General features: G+C 42.1%; 14 protein-coding genes. All 14 read left to right on the plus strand.

Translation table 11 applies throughout. From position 1 onward, the window contains the following. On the plus strand, positions 1–804 hold the full coding sequence (locus ACO05V_RS08510; RefSeq protein ID WP_421849660.1) for a phosphatidate cytidylyltransferase: 804 nt from the start codon (positions 1–3) through the stop codon (positions 802–804). Continuing rightward, entirely contained in the window at positions 804–1,979 is a 1,176-nt protein-coding gene (ispC, locus tag ACO05V_RS08515; RefSeq protein WP_421849662.1) for a 1-deoxy-D-xylulose-5-phosphate reductoisomerase, read from the plus strand. Before ACO05V_RS08510 ends, ispC begins: the two co-directional genes overlap by 1 nt. Continuing rightward, positions 1,976–3,322 carry a sigma E protease regulator RseP gene (gene rseP, locus ACO05V_RS08520; RefSeq protein ID WP_421849665.1) on the plus strand — a complete coding sequence of 449 codons (1,347 nt, stop codon included), beginning with the start codon at positions 1,976–1,978 and terminating at the stop codon, positions 3,320–3,322. The genes ispC and rseP overlap by 4 nt, the downstream gene beginning before the upstream one ends. Further along, on the plus strand, positions 3,303–5,648 hold the full coding sequence (gene bamA / locus ACO05V_RS08525; RefSeq protein ID WP_421849669.1) for an outer membrane protein assembly factor BamA: 2,346 nt from the start codon (positions 3,303–3,305) through the stop codon (positions 5,646–5,648). The genes rseP and bamA overlap by 20 nt, the downstream gene beginning before the upstream one ends. 31 nt (positions 5,649–5,679) lie before the next feature. Next, positions 5,680–6,174, plus strand: coding sequence for an OmpH family outer membrane protein (locus tag ACO05V_RS08530; RefSeq protein ID WP_421849672.1), 495 nt, complete (start codon positions 5,680–5,682; stop codon positions 6,172–6,174). A gap of 3 nt (positions 6,175–6,177) precedes the next feature. Next, on the plus strand, positions 6,178–7,215 hold the full coding sequence (gene lpxD / locus ACO05V_RS08535; RefSeq protein WP_421849675.1) for a UDP-3-O-(3-hydroxymyristoyl)glucosamine N-acyltransferase: 1,038 nt from the start codon (positions 6,178–6,180) through the stop codon (positions 7,213–7,215). Then, a complete protein-coding gene (gene fabZ / locus ACO05V_RS08540) occupies positions 7,216–7,653 on the plus strand; it encodes a 3-hydroxyacyl-ACP dehydratase FabZ (protein WP_421849678.1) in 438 nt (145 codons plus the stop codon). It begins immediately after the preceding gene. Further along, positions 7,653–8,429, plus strand: a complete 777-nt coding sequence (gene lpxA, locus ACO05V_RS08545) for an acyl-ACP--UDP-N-acetylglucosamine O-acyltransferase (protein WP_421849681.1) — start codon at positions 7,653–7,655, stop codon at positions 8,427–8,429. The genes fabZ and lpxA overlap by 1 nt, the downstream gene beginning before the upstream one ends. Before the next feature lie 65 nt (positions 8,430–8,494). Further along, positions 8,495–9,655, plus strand: coding sequence for a lipid-A-disaccharide synthase (gene lpxB, locus ACO05V_RS08550; protein WP_421849684.1), 1,161 nt, complete (start codon positions 8,495–8,497; stop codon positions 9,653–9,655). Further along, a complete protein-coding gene (gene rnhB, locus ACO05V_RS08555) occupies positions 9,655–10,254 on the plus strand; it encodes a ribonuclease HII (RefSeq protein ID WP_421849687.1) in 600 nt (199 codons plus the stop codon). The genes lpxB and rnhB overlap by 1 nt, the downstream gene beginning before the upstream one ends. A gap of 4 nt (positions 10,255–10,258) precedes the next feature. Continuing rightward, complete coding sequence (gene dnaE / locus ACO05V_RS08560) at positions 10,259–13,735, plus strand: DNA polymerase III subunit alpha (RefSeq protein WP_421849690.1); 3,477 nt, start codon at positions 10,259–10,261, stop codon at positions 13,733–13,735. A 125-nt stretch (positions 13,736–13,860) separates the two neighbouring features. Then, positions 13,861–14,808 carry an acetyl-CoA carboxylase carboxyl transferase subunit alpha gene (gene accA, locus ACO05V_RS08565; protein WP_421849693.1) on the plus strand — a complete coding sequence of 316 codons (948 nt, stop codon included), beginning with the start codon at positions 13,861–13,863 and terminating at the stop codon, positions 14,806–14,808. Positions 14,809–14,889: 81 nt separating this feature from the next. Beyond that, complete coding sequence (gene tilS, locus ACO05V_RS08570) at positions 14,890–16,209, plus strand: tRNA lysidine(34) synthetase TilS (protein ID WP_421849696.1); 1,320 nt, start codon at positions 14,890–14,892, stop codon at positions 16,207–16,209. Between the two features lie 140 nt (positions 16,210–16,349). Continuing rightward, a complete protein-coding gene (locus ACO05V_RS08575) occupies positions 16,350–16,553 on the plus strand; it encodes a DUF1656 domain-containing protein (protein ID WP_421849699.1) in 204 nt (67 codons plus the stop codon).

Genomic DNA, 16,553 nt, shown 5'->3' on the forward strand with positions numbered 1-16,553 from the left:
ATGTTACTTCCTCGAATTCTCAGTGCCATTGTTATGGCTGTATTGTTTATTTGTGCTGTTTTTGTGTTGGAAACTTCTCAGTTTGTTTTTGCTATGGCAGCCGTTGTTTTTTTGGCTAGCTGGGAGTGGGCGCGTTTATCTGGCGTAAATAATCAAGTTGGCCGTGTCTTATTTGCTGTTTTTATTGGCGCTGTCTGTTTTGTTGTACTGAATTGTAATTTACAGAAAACATCACTTTATTTAAGCCCATTATTGTGGGGGGTAGCGTTATATTGGGTTATTCGATATCCCACGCCGTTGATTTGGCAGTATGTTGCTAGTCGTTTGGTGTTTGGTGTTTTGGTGTTGCTTACAACTTGGGCTGCTTTGGTTGTTTTGAAGCAATCTAATAATTTTGTTGTATGGATATTGCTTTTAATGGGGTTGATCTGGGGAGCGGATTCTGGTGCTTATTTTGCTGGTCGAGCCTTTGGTAAAAGAAAGCTTGCACGCTTTGTAAGCCCCGGAAAATCGTGGGAAGGCGTTATTGGTGGTTTGCTGCTGACTCAAGTCGGTGTGATTATTTTTGCTGTATTGAGTGATTTCACGTTTTCTAATTGGTGTGTTTTAGCTGTTATCGCGTTGATAACATCCTCTGTTTCCGTTTTGGGTGATTTGACTGAAAGTCTATTCAAACGTCATGAAGCGTTGAAAGATTCAAGTCATTTGATTCCTGGTCATGGAGGTGTTATGGATCGTGTTGATAGTCTGACTGCAGCAGCTCCCATTTATGTTTTAATGCTAAGTTTGGCTGGGTGGCTTTGATGCAAGGTATTTGTTTGTTGGGTGCGACTGGATCTATTGGCCAAAGTACGCTTGATATCATCGCTCAGCACCCGGATAAATTTATCTTGATTAGCGCATCAGCGAATGAAAGTGTGGATGAAATGGCGGAAATTTGTCGCCGTTTTACGCCGCAGCGTGTCGTGATGGGGTCGCAAAAAGCACGTGATGAATTGGCTCAACAGTGTCAAGGTTTAGCTATTTCATTTGAGTGGGGGGAGGAGGCTTTAAATAGTATTGCTTCTGACTCTGCTGTTGATCAAGTGATGGCTGCGATTATGGGCTTTGCAGGGCTTAAGCCTACTTTGGCTGGTATACGTGCTGGCAAGCGAACCTTATTGGCTAATAAAGAATCCTTGGTTACTGCTGGTAAGCTCTTTATGGACGAAGTGACTCGTCATGATGTCATGCTTTTGCCGATAGATAGTGAGCATAATGCGATTTATCAGAGTTTGCCTCAAACAGTTCGAGGTGCTCATAAACAAGATGTCTCTAAAGTGATTTTGACGGCTTCTGGTGGGCCTTTTAGAACTTGGTCTTTAGATGAAATGGCTACAGTAACGCCTGAACAGGCGTGTAAGCATCCAAACTGGTCAATGGGGCAAAAGATCTCTATCGATTCGGCGTCTTTGATGAATAAAGGCTTGGAGTTGATTGAGGCTTGTTGGTTGTTTGATATTACCCCGAATGAAGTGGAGGTTGTGGTTCATCCTGAAAGCATTATTCATTCGATGGTGTCATATCTCGATGGCTCTGTTATTGCACAAATGGGTAATCCAGATATGAAAATCCCAATAGCTTATGGTATGAGTTGGCCAGGTCGTATTGAAACAAATGTTCTGCCTTTGAGCTTGGTTGACATTGCACGTCTGAATTTTGAATCCCCTGATTTAACTCGCTTCCCTAATTTGAAGTTGGCTGCTGATGCTTGGTTCATGGGGGGGACGGCGATGGCGGTGTTGAATGCCGCGAATGAAATTGCAGTGGCGGCTTTTATGAATCGGCAGATTGGCTTTCTTGATATTGCAAGATTGAATCAGCGGGTCTTAACGGCTGCAAAGATTGTTGCGGTTAATGAGCTTGATGATGTTTTTGAAGCGGATCGGTACTCTCGCCATGTGGCAATGAATATGATTTCTCGCGGTAGTTTTTCATGATACAAAATATTCTTTCTATTGTTGTTGCTTTAGGCTTACTAATTACTTTTCATGAGTTTGGTCATTTTTTTGTTGCTCGTCGTTGTGGTGTCAAAGTGCTGCGCTTTTCTATTGGTTTTGGAAAGCCAATTTATCGCTATGTTGGCAAAACCGGTACAGAATATACATTGGCAATGATTCCACTTGGTGGTTACGTCCGAATGCTTGATGAGCGCGAAGGAAATGTTCCTGCTGAGTTGAGAAATCAGGCTTTTAATACAAAAAATGTTTGGCAGCGCATTGCTATTGTGGCCGCAGGCCCTATTGCTAACTTTATTTTGGCAATCGTAATTTACGCAGTGGTTGCTTTACTTGGTGTTCAATCTATTGCTCCAAAAATAGGTCAAATTGAACAAAATTCCCCGATTGCTCAAACTCAAATACAACCCGGAGATGAGCTTATTTCTGTTGCTGGTGAGTCTGTTGCATCGTGGGAGGATGTAAATTTAGTGTTAGCAGGCTTGATTGGTAAAACAGGAACCATTATCGTTCGCTATCAACCGGAAGGGCTTGGCTCTTTACAAGAAGATACCGTGCACTTAAATCGGTGGTTAGTTGGTGACGAGCCAAGTAATCTAATTCGTGCATTTGGTTTGGCTCCATGGCAGCCTACTGTGCTTCCAATCGTTGCTCAGGTTGTCGGTGATGGCGCTGCGTTCGCTGCTGGTTTCCAAGCTGGTGATAGGATCTTAAAAATAAATAATCAGCCTGTCGCTAGTTGGCAGCAAGTTGTGGCATTGGTTCAAGCGAATCCTAATAAGCCTTTGGAAGTTGAGGTGCAGCGTTCGCAAGATTCTCTAACGTTATTATTATCGCCTAAATCTACTGAGCAAAATGGCAAAATGGTAGGGTATGCTGGGTTGGCAGTAGTTCCGCCAAAATGGGATGAGGATCTTATTAGAGAGCGTTACTATGGTCCGCTTGAAGCACTTTCTTATGGTGTTGCACAAACTTCTAAGATGATATCTTTAACCGTTTCTTCTATTGGGAAAATGTTACAGGGATTGATTTCGGTTGATAATTTATCAGGGCCGATAACGATTGCAAAAGTGGCGAGTGCGTCCGCAGATTCTGGGTTACAATCTTTTTTGAAATTTATGGCTTACCTCAGTGTCAGTTTGGGGGTGCTTAATTTGTTGCCTATTCCAATGTTAGATGGTGGGCATTTGTTATTTTTTGGTATTGAAGCTATTCGTCGAAAGCCAGTTTCTGAGAAAATTCAGAACATGGCATATCGAGTTGGTGCTTCTCTTTTATTTGCTCTAATGGCTGTCGCCATTTTTAATGATATTGCCCGCTTGTAGAGAGGTAGATGTGAAAGTCGTTTCAGTTGTATTTTTGGCTTTATTAAGCGTGCAGAGTTTTGCAGAAACAGTAGAGGATGTGAGGGTTGATGGGTTGGTACAAATGCCTTCAGCTAGAGCGTTCGATGTGATCGGGTTTGATAAGAATGAATCATATGATTCTAATAGGGTTTATCAGGCGATTAACTCTCTCTTTGACACTGGTTATTTTAGTGACATAGATGTGTACGACGACAATAATGTTTTGGTATTTGATGTAACGGAGCGTCCTTCTATTGGTAATTTAACCATTGAAGGCAATGAGCTAATCAAGACTGAAGACCTAGAGCGAGGCTTAAAGCTTTCAGGCTTAGAAATTGGTGAAATTTATAAACCTGAAACGTTAAATCAAATCGTTCAAGAGCTTCAGCGTCAGTATTATGCTCTTGGTCGATACAGTGCCAAAGTTGATATATCCGTAGAAGATATGCCGCGCAATCGTACTGGGATTGTTATCAAAATTGATGAAGGTGACACAGCTAAAATAGTTCACATCAATATTGTTGGTAATAAAGATTTTGATGAAGAAACATTAACCAAGAATTTTGAGTCAAGAGAAACGGGTTATTGGAATCCTTTCAGCTCTGCCGACGAATATGCAAAAGGTAAAATAGAAGGTGATATCAATACGCTAAAAAGCTTTTATTTGGATAATGGCTATTTAGATTTTAGTGTTGTCTCTAGTCAGGTAAGTTTATCTGCAGATAAACGAGATGTTTATATCGTTATCAACCTGGAAGAGGGGAAGCCTTATAAAATTAACGATGTTACTTTGAGTGGTAGTTTGCCTATTCCTGAGGATCGTGTTTGGAAGCAAATTTCTCAGAAAAAAGGCGATGTATTTTCTCGTAGCGAAGTAACCAAAATCATTGAAGGTATTTCTACTGAGCTGGGTGACGATGGTTATTTGTTCACTAACGTCAATGTGATTCCTGAGAAGCTGGATAATCATACCGTTAACCTTAGCTATCAAATAGCTCCTGGACCTATGGTTTATGTTCGACGTATTACCTTTAGTGGTAATAGCGAAACACAAGATGAAGTATTGCGCCGTGAAATGACCCAGTTTGAGGGGGCTTTGGCGACGCATTCAAAAATACAATCGTCTAAGCGTCGAATTGAACGTCTTGGTTTCTTCGGTAGTGTTGATTTAAGAACTCGACCTGTTGCAGGAACATCTGATCAAGTTGATCTTGATGTTGTGGTGCAAGAGCAGGCTTCGGGTAGTATTCAAGCAAGCATCGGTTACTCGCAAGAAGATGGCACCGTACTGGGCTTTGGTATTTCTAAACGTAACTTTATGGGAACAGGTAATAAACTTTCGTTTAATGCGAGTCGTACGAATCAGAAACAAGATTATGCAGTTTCTTACGATAACCCATATTTTACCGTTGATGGTGTTAGCCGAGGATTTCAGGTTTTCTATAAAACGAGTGACCATGCAGCTGATAGCGTAGAAAATTATGACTTGGATGAAATCGGCGCGGGGGTAAATTATGGTTATCCTATTTCTGATACTCAGCGCTTGTCATTTGGTCTTACCGTTAAAGAGAGTACAGTTAAATTAGGTTTTGATCCGTCTAATGAAACAAAGGATTATGTCAATAAACAGGGAGACAGTTATGAAGACTATATTGCTAACCTTGCTTGGAGTGACAGCGATTTAATTGGTGGTGTACTTCCAACGAATGGCTATTCAACTCGAGCAACATTAGAAGTTTCCTTGCCTGTAGGGGATCAGCAATACGCAAAACTTGGGTTGACATCTCAACGTTACTGGAATCTCAATGATTCAGATTTGTGGTTATTCAGACTGAAAGGCCGTTTGGGTTATGGTAAAGGTTATGGTGATACCGATACCTTGCCTTTCTTTGAAAATTATTTTGCAGGTGGGTCTTATTCTGTTCGAGGTTATGGCGCGTCTTCTTTAGGGCCTAAAAACTCTTATAATGCAGGTTCAAAGAATAAGAATTCTGCTTTAGGTGGTAATATTATGATGGCAGGTACTGCTGAACTGATTTTCCCATTACCTATGGTAGAGGATCATAAGTCGGTTAGAACCGCATTATTCTTAGATGGTGGTAACGTATTTACAGACTCTTGTCTTGCTAGTAATGCAAATTGCAATACTGGCGTTGATCTTTCAGAGATACGCTATAGTGCTGGCTTAAGTTGGACATGGATTACACCAATAGCTCCGTTGTCTTTTAACCTTGCTAGAGCCCTGAATGCGAAAGACGGCGATAAAACAGATTTTTTCCAGTTCCAATTGGGAACCACTTTTTAATTTAGAAAGTGTTAATTAAGAGGGTTTAAAAATGAAAAAAATCATAATGGCAGTTTTTGCTTTATGTTTAATTAGTAGTGTGCAAGCAACAGAAGTTGCGGTTGTTGATTTCAGGTCTGCACTTTTGCAAAGCAATATTGGTCAAGACGCAGCGAAAGAGCCTAAGCAAAAAGTAGCGGCGATGGATGCTCGTTTGAAAAAAGAGCAAGAAGATTTGGAAGCATCAGCAAAAGATTTAAAGCGTGATGAGTTAACTTTGTCTGAAGAAGAGTTTAAGGCGCGTCGTCAGCAGCTTGCAGATAATCAGAATAAAGTAAGATCACTGGCAGCTAATATGCAGCGTCAGGCAAAAGAGCTAGAGCAGCAATTAATCCAGTCTCTGACTCCAAAAGGTGAAGCGGCTTTGAAGTCACTAATTGAAGAGCGAAAATTGGATTTGGTGTTAAATAGACAGTTAAGCCTATATGCGAATGCAGATGCTGATATCACGGATGAGCTTGTAAAACGCATTAATAAGGATAACTAGTCTATGGGCCATACGCTAGGGCAATTGGCAGTCAAAGTTCAGGGTATTGTTAAAGGTGATGCTGATCTTGTTATAGAGAGATTAGGGACATTAGAGAAAGCAGATAAAGTTGCGTTAAGCTTTTTAGCTAATCCTAAATACCAAAATCATCTTGCAACTACTTCAGCAGGAGCCGTGCTTGTAAAGACTAATGAGTTGGCTGACCTTGTTGAAAACGCCATTGTAGTGGCAAACCCTTACCTAGCGTATGCTCAGTTATCTCATCTATTTGTACCTAAGACCCATGGTTGGAAGGGCGTTCACTCAAGTGCCGTAGTGTCATTGAAAGCGATTCTTGCTAATGACGTTGTAATTGGTCCTAATGTTGTTATTGATGATGATGTTGTTATTGGTGAGGGCTGCGTTATTGGTGCCGGTAGTGTAATTGGTCGAGGGGTTAAAATAGGCCAGAATTCCATCATATACCCTAATGTAACTATTTATCACGATGTTGTGGTTGGCGAATCATGTATTATTCATAGCGCTGCTGTAATTGGTGCAGATGGCTTTGGTTTTGCGCCTAGTAAGGCTGGTTGGGAAAAAATCGATCAGCTAGGGTCTGTGGTTATTGGTAATAACGTTGAAATAGGTGCTGGTACGACGGTCGATCGTGGCGCTATAGAAAATACGCAGATAGGTCATGGCGTTAAGATAGATAATCAAGTTCAAATTGCTCATAACGTCGTAATTGGTGATAATACTGCAATTGCAGCGTGCACAGCGATAGCTGGTAGTACAATAATCGGTAAATTTTGTACTATTTCTGGTGGTGTTTGTATTACTGGGCACTTAACGCTTGCTGATAAAGTGCATATTACAGGTATGAGTTTGATAAGTAATTCTATTGCAGAAGGATGTTCTTACTCTTCTGGAATGGGGATGGAGCCAACAACGAAGTGGCGTCGAACAGTTGCTCGAGTCAGAAGAATTGATGAAATGGCAAAGCAATTTGCACAACTAAAACAACAGGTTAATAAGTTTTTAGAGAAGGTTGATAAATAAATGATGGACGTAAATGAAATCCGCCAATACTTGCCGCATAGGTATCCGTTTTTATTGGTAGATCGTGTTGTTGAACTAAATTTGAAAGAGTCCATTATAGCTTATAAAAATGTCACGATTAATGAGCCATTCTTTAATGGGCATTTTCCAGATCATCCTGTCATGCCTGGCGTCTTGATTATTGAAGCAATGGCTCAAGCTGCTGGTATATTGGGTTTTAAAACGATGGATAAGAAGCCCGAAGACGGTTCTATTTATTATTTCGTTGGCGTTGATAATGCCCGTTTTAAACGACCTGTTGTACCCGGTGATCGCTTGCAATTAGAAGCGAAAATAATGGCAGAAAAACGTGGTATTTGGAAATTTGAATGTAGAGCAACTATCGATGGTGAGTTGGCTTGCTCTGCAACTATTATGTGTGCAGACAGGAAAATATAGTGGCGATACATCCAACTACTTTAATCGATTCGAAAGCAGAGATTGACTCTAGTGTGGAGATTGGTCCCTTTTGTGTGATCGGACCGAATGTAAAAATTGGTGCTGGTAGTATTATTAAATCCCATGTCGTTATCAATGGTCATACGACAATTGGGTGTAATAATGAGATTTATCAGTTTGCTTCTGTTGGAGAGGCGAACCAAGACAAGAAGTATAAGGGTGAACCAACGCAACTTGTGATTGGAGACAGTAACGTTATTCGTGAAAATGCGACGATTCATCGTGGTACGATTCAAGATAATGGTATTACTCTTGTTGGCAATCATAATTTGTTTATGGCAAGTACACATATTGGTCATGATTGTATTGTTGGTGATCATAATATTTTAGCGAATTTTGCAGCGCTCGCAGGACATGTAGTAGTAGGGGATAATGTCATTCTTGGTGGATACGCAGGTATACACCAGTTTTGTCAGGTTAACTCTTTCAGTATGTGTGGTATGGGGTCAATGGTTTCTAAGGATATACCAAGGTATGTCATGGTTTCCGGTAGTCCCGCGAAAGCACATGGAATGAATTTTGAGGGAATGCGTCGTCGAGGTGTAGCGGCAGAAGTAATTAAAGCATTACGAAAAGCATATAAGGCCATATACCTTAAAGGATTAACCTTGGAGGCTGCATTACTTGAGCTTGAACAAGGGGATTTGAGTCACGTTCCTGAGGTCGCTGAGTTCATTTTGTCCATTCGGAATTCAAAACGTGGAATAGTCCGATAGACACCATGTTTTTAAAAGAAAACCCCGGACTATTTCGGGGTTTTTTATTATTAGAGGTTTTGTAAATGCAAGTGACGTCTGCGATACGTTATGTGTTGGTGGCTGGAGAGGCTTCGGGTGATATTTTGGGGGCCAACTTAATTGCTCATTTAAAAGAGTTACAACCAGAGGCTACTTTTGAAGGTATTGGCGGTCCGTTGATGGAAGCGCAGGGACTAAAGAGTCTGGTGCCAATGGATCGATTGTCTGTCATGGGTCTAGTGGAGGTATTAGGTCGTCTCAGAGAGCTTTTAGGGATTCGTAAGTGTCTTTATCAATCATGTTTGAAAAATCCACCCACTGCTTTTATAGGTATAGATTCTCCTGATTTTAATATGCCTCTGGCGAGAAAATTAAAACAAGCAGGAATACCAACCGTTCATTATGTCAGCCCTTCCGTTTGGGCGTGGCGTCAAAAACGGATTTTTAATATCAAAAAATCCATCGATCTTATGTTGGCGCTTTTTCCATTTGAACTGCCTATTTATCATGAACATAATATTCCGGTGGTTTGTGTCGGTCACACATTGGCTGATGATATCCCTTTGCAAAGTGATGCAGAAGAAGCTCGTAAGAAATTGCATTTACCTACTCAGTTAGATGGGCCTGTATTCGGTATTTTACCTGGCTCTCGTGGTGGGGAAGTGGGTCGCCTAGCGCCTTTGTTTATTGAGGCAATGAAGTTAATTAAGCTTCAGCAACCCAAAGCGACATTTTTGATTCCTGCCGCGAACGAAGAGCGTAAGGAGCAAATCGAAAACTTGTTACACGCTGCCAACATGGAGGCGGTTTTGGTTGATGGTCAGTCACGCACTGTAATGACGGCGAGTGATGCTATTTTACTGGCGTCTGGTACGGCGGCATTAGAAGCTATGCTGGTAAAAAGGCCGATGGTGGTGGCGTATCGTTTTAACAAGCTGACTTACGCTATTATGTCACGCATGTTAAAGGTTCCTTATGTGTCTTTGCCTAACTTATTAGCAAACGATGCTTTAGTTCCTGAGTTATTGCAAGATGATGTAACGCCAGCTAATTTAGCGCGGCGTTTATTGCAAACTTGGCAGTCTTTTGTAGGGGATCAGAATATTCAGAATCAGTATCGTCAGCTTCATGAAATGTTAAGAAAGAATGCGGGGGCTACGGCTGCGCAAGCTATCGTTTCTATGCTAGAAGAAAAATCAAAGTAATGGAGCCTTTTGTTAGTCAGATATATTTTGGTGACTTATTAGCTGGAGCCGACGAAGCAGGGAGAGGGCCATTGGCGGGTGAGGTCGTTGCCGCTGCTGTGATTCTTGATCCAACACGACCAATATCAGGCTTGGCAGACTCTAAAAAGTTAAGTGAAAAAAAACGCGAAGCTTTATTTATTGAAATACAAGAAAAAGCTTTAGCGTATGGTATTGCCAGTGCCAGCATTGAAGAAATCGACGAGCTTAATATATTGCACGCGAGTATGCTGGCTATGAGCCGAGCTGTTGCCAAACTATCGGTCACACCGGAACATGTTTTGATTGATGGTAACCGAGTACCAAAACAACTAGTTTGCAGTGCGGAGGCTGTTGTAAAAGGTGATGCACGACAGGCTGCTATTTCTGCAGCCTCTATTTTGGCGAAAGTCACCCGTGATAGAGACATTGTACAAGCGGCAAAGGTTTATCCAGAATATGGATTTGAAAAACACAAAGGCTACCCAACTGCCCAGCATCTAGAAGCGATTCGTTTGCATGGTATCACGCCGATTCATAGACGCAGTTTTGGTCCAGTTAAGAAGATTTTAGAGGGATAATATTTTGTCCACATCATTTATACATCTACGAGTCCATACCGAGTTTTCTTTGGTAGATGGCTTGGTGAAAATCAAAGGCTTGCTCGGCACGACCGAGTTTATGTCTATGCCTGCTGTGGCTATTACAGACGAAAATAATCTTTGTGGTTTTGTACGCTTTTACAAAGGCGCGATGGAAAAAGGTATTAAACCTATCTGTGGCGCTGATGTTGTCGTTGCCGAAGACGATGATGTGGATTCTCGTTATCGCTTTACCTTATTAGCCACGTCGAATAAGGGTTATAAAAACATTATTGCCATTATTTCCAAGGGTTATCAGCTCGGTCAGGTAGAAGGTCGTCCTATTGTTCAGCGTGAATGGATAGAAACGCATAGTGAGGATGTTATTGCGTTGTCTGGCGCAGGTTTTGGTGATATTGGCTACCTACTGCAAAAAGGTCGACATGAGCAGGCTAAAAGCCGATTAGCGCATTGGATGTCAGTATTCCCCAATCGCTTTTATATTGAGTTACAGCGAACCAGTCGTCCCGGAGAAGAAAGCTACATACACGCTGTTGTACCATTGGCTGGGGAGCTCGATTGTCCAGTTGTGGCAACTAATGATGTGCGTTTTTTAAAGCGTGAGAACTTTGAAGCCCATGAAGCTCGAGTGTGTATTCATGATGGTGTGACCTTGGATGATCCGCGTCGCAAGCGTCGTTATTCCGAAGAGCAATATTTTAAAACGCCAGAAGAAATGGCGGAGCTTTTTCAAGACATTCCCGAAGCGCTAGAAAACACTGTAGAAATTGCTAAGCGATGTAGCGTTGATGTTTTGTTGGGCGAGTACTTTTTGCCAGACTATCCTGTGCCTGAAGGCATGACGATGGAAGAGTTCTTTAGCAAGCTATCTTATGACGGACTGATAGAACGTTTTAATTTCCTCACCAAAAAATATGGCGAACGCATCGAAAAGCGCCGTCAGGAATATTGGGATCGTTTAGATTTCGAATTAACCATTATTAATCAAATGGGTTTCCCCGGTTACTTCTTAATCGTAATGGACTTTATTCAATGGGCCAAAGACAACGACATTCCTGTTGGTCCAGGTCGTGGTTCTGGTGCCGGTTCTTTGGTGGCTTATGCCCTTAAAATAACCGACCTTGATCCACTTGAATACGATTTGCTTTTTGAGCGTTTCCTGAATCCAGAGCGGGTATCCATGCCTGACTTTGATATCGATTTCTGTATGGATAACCGTGACCGAGTGATCGATTATGTGTCGCGTACTTATGGCCGTGACGCTGTGTCTCAAATCATTACCTTTGGTGCAATGGCGGCAAAAGCCGTGGTTCGAGATGTGGCAAGGGTTCAAGGTAAGCCTTATAGCTTAGGTGATAAGTTGTCTAAACTGATCCCTTTTGAAATAGGTATGACGCTTAAAAAGGCCTTAGAAGAAGAGCCTGCGTTGCCTGAGTTTTTAGCGGGCGACGAAGATGCGGCCGAAGTCATGGAAATGGCGATTTCTTTAGAGGGCGTGGTGCGTAACTTTGGTAAGCATGCGGGTGGCGTGGTAATCGCACCAACTAAGCTAATTGATTTTGCCCCGCTTTATTGTGAAGAAGATGGCTCTGGTCTGGTTACTCAATACGATAAAAATGACGTTGAAGAAGCTGGGCTGGTGAAGTTCGACTTCTTGGGTCTGAAAACACTGACGGTTGTCGATTGGGCGGTTAAAAATATTGATACCATCAATGCCCTAGAAGGTAAGCCGCCGCTCGATATCTCTTTGATCGATTTGGAAGATAAGTCAACTTACGACTTATTGAAGCGAGCAGAAACCACTGCTGTATTCCAGCTGGAATCCCGCGGTATGAAAGAGTTGATTAAGAAGCTTTTGCCTTCGCGCTTTGAGGATATTATCGCCTTGGTGGCTTTATATCGTCCTGGGCCATTGGGTTCGGGCATGGTGGACGACTTTATCAACCGTAAGCACGGTCGTGCCGAACTGGCTTTCCCTCATCCAGATTATCAACATCAAGATTTGATCCCAGTATTAGAGCCAACTTACGGCATTATCTTGTATCAAGAGCAAGTAATGCAGATCGCTCAGGTACTGGCTAAGTTCTCCCTAGGTGGCGCTGACTTACTTCGTCGTGCCATGGGTAAGAAAAAAGCCGAGGTCATGGCTGAGCAGCGTTTGATTTTTATGGAAGGCGCGCTTAAAAACAATGTTGATAAAGATTTATCAGGCAACATCTTTGATTTGATGGAGAAGTTCGCCGGTTATGGGTTTAACAAATCTCACTCAGCGGCGTATGCACTGGTTTCTTATCAAACAGCTTGGTTAAAAAATCATTATCCAGCGCCTTTTATGGCGGCAGTATTGTCTGCAGATATGCAGAACACAGATAAGATCGTTATTTTCATTGAAGAGTGTCGCTCAATGAAGTTAGCGTTAGAACTGCCTAATGTGAATGAGTCGGTTTTCAAATTTACTGTTAATCCGAAAGGGGCCATTGTTTATGGTCTTGGCGCGATTAAAGGAGTGGGCGAAGGTCCAATTGAAGCCATTGTTGAAGCTCGTAAAGAAGGGCCTTTTGAGCACATTTTTGATTTCTGCCAACGAGTTGGGCGTAAAGTTAATAAACGTGTTATGGAGGCTTTGGTTCGTTCTGGGGCGTTTGATACCATAGGCCCGAATCGAGCAACCTTGTTTGCATGTATTGATGAAGCATTGAAAAGAGCCGTGCAGGACGCTAAAAACCAAGATGCAGGCATGATGGATTTGTTTGGCATCGCGGTAGAAGAAAACACGGAAGACGCTTATAAGGAAATAGGTATTCAACATGAGTGGCCGCCGCGTCAGCGTCTTGATGGCGAAAAAGATACGCTTGGTTTGTATGTGACAGGTCATCCAATTGATGAATATGAAAAAGAGATTCGTCGCTTTGTTCGTTCAAAAATTGTCGATTTACAACCAAAGCGTGGTGATACACAGATCATGGCAGGTTTGATTGTTGACTTGCGTATTACCAAGAGCAAAAAAGGTGGTAACATCGCCTTCGTTACATTAGATGATCGTTCAGCTCGTATTGAAGTGACGGTATTTCCTGATAACTATGACACTTTTAAAGACGTTATTGTCAAAGATGAAGTGGTAATCGTTGAGGGTGAAATTACCGTTGATGAATTTCGTGGTGGACAAAAAGTAATCGCCAGAAATATTTTAGATATTGCTCAGGCTCGAGTTCGTTATGTGGAAGCATTGCGAATTACCTGGACGTCAGAGACAGTAACACCGACAGAAATACAGACACTGGCAAACTATATGGAATCCTATCGTGGCGATGGCTGCGATGTGGTGATAGGTTTTGATACACCAGAAGCGTGCGGTGATATACGCTTAGGGTCGGGTTGGAAGGTTCGTCCGGATGACGAATTAATTCACCAACTTCAGAAACAATACGGTAAACAAAATGTTCAGTTAGTGTATACTTAGACTCATTTAATAGTTTTAGCAAAGGAATGCGGCATAGAAATGTGCTTTAAAGAGCTATAGAGCAACTGGCTAGCCGCCTTTTGCCCTTGTATTTGATGGCAACCAAACAGTAGTGTAATTAAACCATGAATTTAGATTATCTCCCATTTGAGCAGCCGATTGCTGAGCTCGAACAGAAAATTGAAGAGTTACGTTTAGTCGGTAACGATAATGAACTCAACATAAGCGACGAAATCAGTCGTCTTGAAGATAAAAAAATAGCGCTAACTAAGAGCCTATTCAGTAATCTAGGGGCATGGGAAGTTTCTCAATTAGCGCGTCATCCAAAGCGCCCATATACTCTTGATTATATTAAACACGCTTTTACTGACTTTGAAGAAATGCACGGTGACCGTCATTATGCCGACGATCGTGCTATTGTTGGTGGTATTGCCCGCTTAGACGGCCGTCCTGTTATGATTATTGGTCACCAAAAAGGTCGTGAAGTTAAAGAAAAAGTACTTCGTAACTTTGGTATGCCTCGTCCAGAAGGATACCGTAAGGCGCTACGTTTGATGGAAACGGCTGAACGTTTCAATATGCCTATCGTGACATTAATTGACACACCTGGAGCATATCCTGGTATCGGAGCGGAAGAGCGTGGTCAGAGTGAGGCGATTGCTTTTAACTTGGCGGTTATGTCTCGTCTTAAAACTCCGATTATCTCTACAGTCATTGGTGAAGGTGGTTCTGGTGGTGCTTTAGCAATTGGTGTTTGTGATGAGCTAATGATGCTGCAATACGGCACTTACTCAGTTATTTCTCCAGAAGGCTGTGCGTCTATTCTATGGAAGAGCGCTGACCGTGCTTCTGATGCTGCGAAAGCCATGGGTATTTCGGCTCAGCGTCTACAAGAATTGGGTTTTGTTGATAATATCATTCAAGAACCTCTTGGCGGTGCGCATATTGCCCATGAAGAAATTGCCCAGAGTTTAAAGAAAGATATTCTAGCTGCACTAGATCGAATGGAAGCCTTGACGACAGAAGAGCTATTGGCTCGTCGTTATAATCGTTTGATGTCTTACGGTCTATAAGTTTTTGTTTTCTTAAAAAGCCTCCTATATTTAGGGGGCTTTTTTGTTTCTTACGTTTAAGGCACTTTGCTCCCAGACTTTATGATGAAACGCTCAACTCCTAAACCGCTTACTTCCGCATCCCCTCTTAGATTTAATGCTGAGTGGATTGACTCTGTGTTTTCTAAGGCGAAGAAAGTCTGGATTGGTTTTAGTGGCGGCGTAGACTCTTATGTCTTGCTTCATGCTTTGGTGAATCAAATTTCTGCGGAGCAAAAACAGAAGCTCATGGTACTTCATGTACATCACGGTTTGAGTGTTAACGCCGATGATTGGCTGAAGCATTGTGAACATGTCAGTGACAAGCTTGGTGTGTCTTTTCTTGCTGAAAGGGTACGGCTAGAAACACAAGCTTCTCTAGAAGATGCCGCCCGTAACGCTCGATACCAAGCCTTTCAAAAGATAATGAGCGATCAGGATGTGATTCTGCTTGCTCATCATGCTGGCGATCAGGTTGAAACCGTATTGTTTCGTTTATTACGAGGAACGGGAGGGAAGGGATTAACTGGCATTCCCCAAGAAAGGTTGCTTGGCAACGGCAATGCTCGTCTGATTCGTCCTTTTCTTACGGCTTCAAAAAACGATATTGAAGATTATGCCTTGCAACATAAGCTTGTTTGGATCCATGACGAGTCCAATACTGATGAGCGTTTTACGCGTAATTTTCTTCGTCAACGTGTCGTACCTGTTCTGAAAGAACGCTTTCCAAAAATGGAGCAGAATATCGTCTCGAGCGCGCAACGCATTGCGACGGATTACGCTATGCTTTCTCAATTTGCTCAACAGCAGCTAACGGTTTGGTCTGATGCGTTTGGTGGCTTAGACCTATCTTTTATAATGGATAAACCTGCAGAAGAACGATTTTTTTGGTGGCGATATTTTTTGCAGAGTAAAGACGTTTCACTACCGCAAGCTCAGTTGGAAAGTGTTGATGCTATGTTTTCTAGTGCGGAAGATAAGCAGCCAGAATTTGAATTTCCCCATGGACGGATTATGCGTCATCAACATGCGGTTTACCTTCTGCCACCAGATGAAGCCGTTAAACTAGCAGTCTTGGTATCTGGTGAAATGTTACTTCGTCCTTTTGATGAAATTTGCGTGACTGGCAGTGATTCCTGCGAATTGAAAGCTCGTCCTCATGGCGTGTCTTTGAATATGCCCAATGGAAAAACGCGTAAATTAAAAAAATGGCTTAACGATCAAGCGATCCCGAGCTGGTGGCGAGAGCATCTTCCGTATTTATATCAGGGAGATACTTTGGTTGCTATTGGAGACCTTTGGCAGCACCCTGATTATTCTTATCTTGATATTAAATGGCAAGCAAGCTCAGCGTTGCCGCTGCCAATAACCAAATGTAGATAATTGTTATTGTTGTGTTTTTATTTGGCGTTAGCTGCACAATTAGTTTGTGTTATCGAGATAAAATTCTATTCTTAATAGGTTATCTGTTTTTGAGTGCTTCATAACACTGTCTAACATCTTAATACGACAGGATATTTATAATGCTTCATGTTGTTGTTTTTGGTGGGCTAGAGTTTAGCCCTTTGGTCGTTTATTTTCCGATTGCGTTCATATTGGCAGCACTTACGCGGTTTTCCCTGCATCGTTTAGGCTGGCATGATCGTATATGGAAAGTATCTTGGTTTGAGGTGTCTTTGTTTGTTTGTTATTTGGCGCTAACTGTTTATGTATTAGGTGGAAGATAA

Origin of the sequence: Marinomonas sp. (assembly GCF_965225885.1) — a bacterium.
Lineage (GTDB): Bacteria > Pseudomonadota > Gammaproteobacteria > Pseudomonadales > Marinomonadaceae > Marinomonas.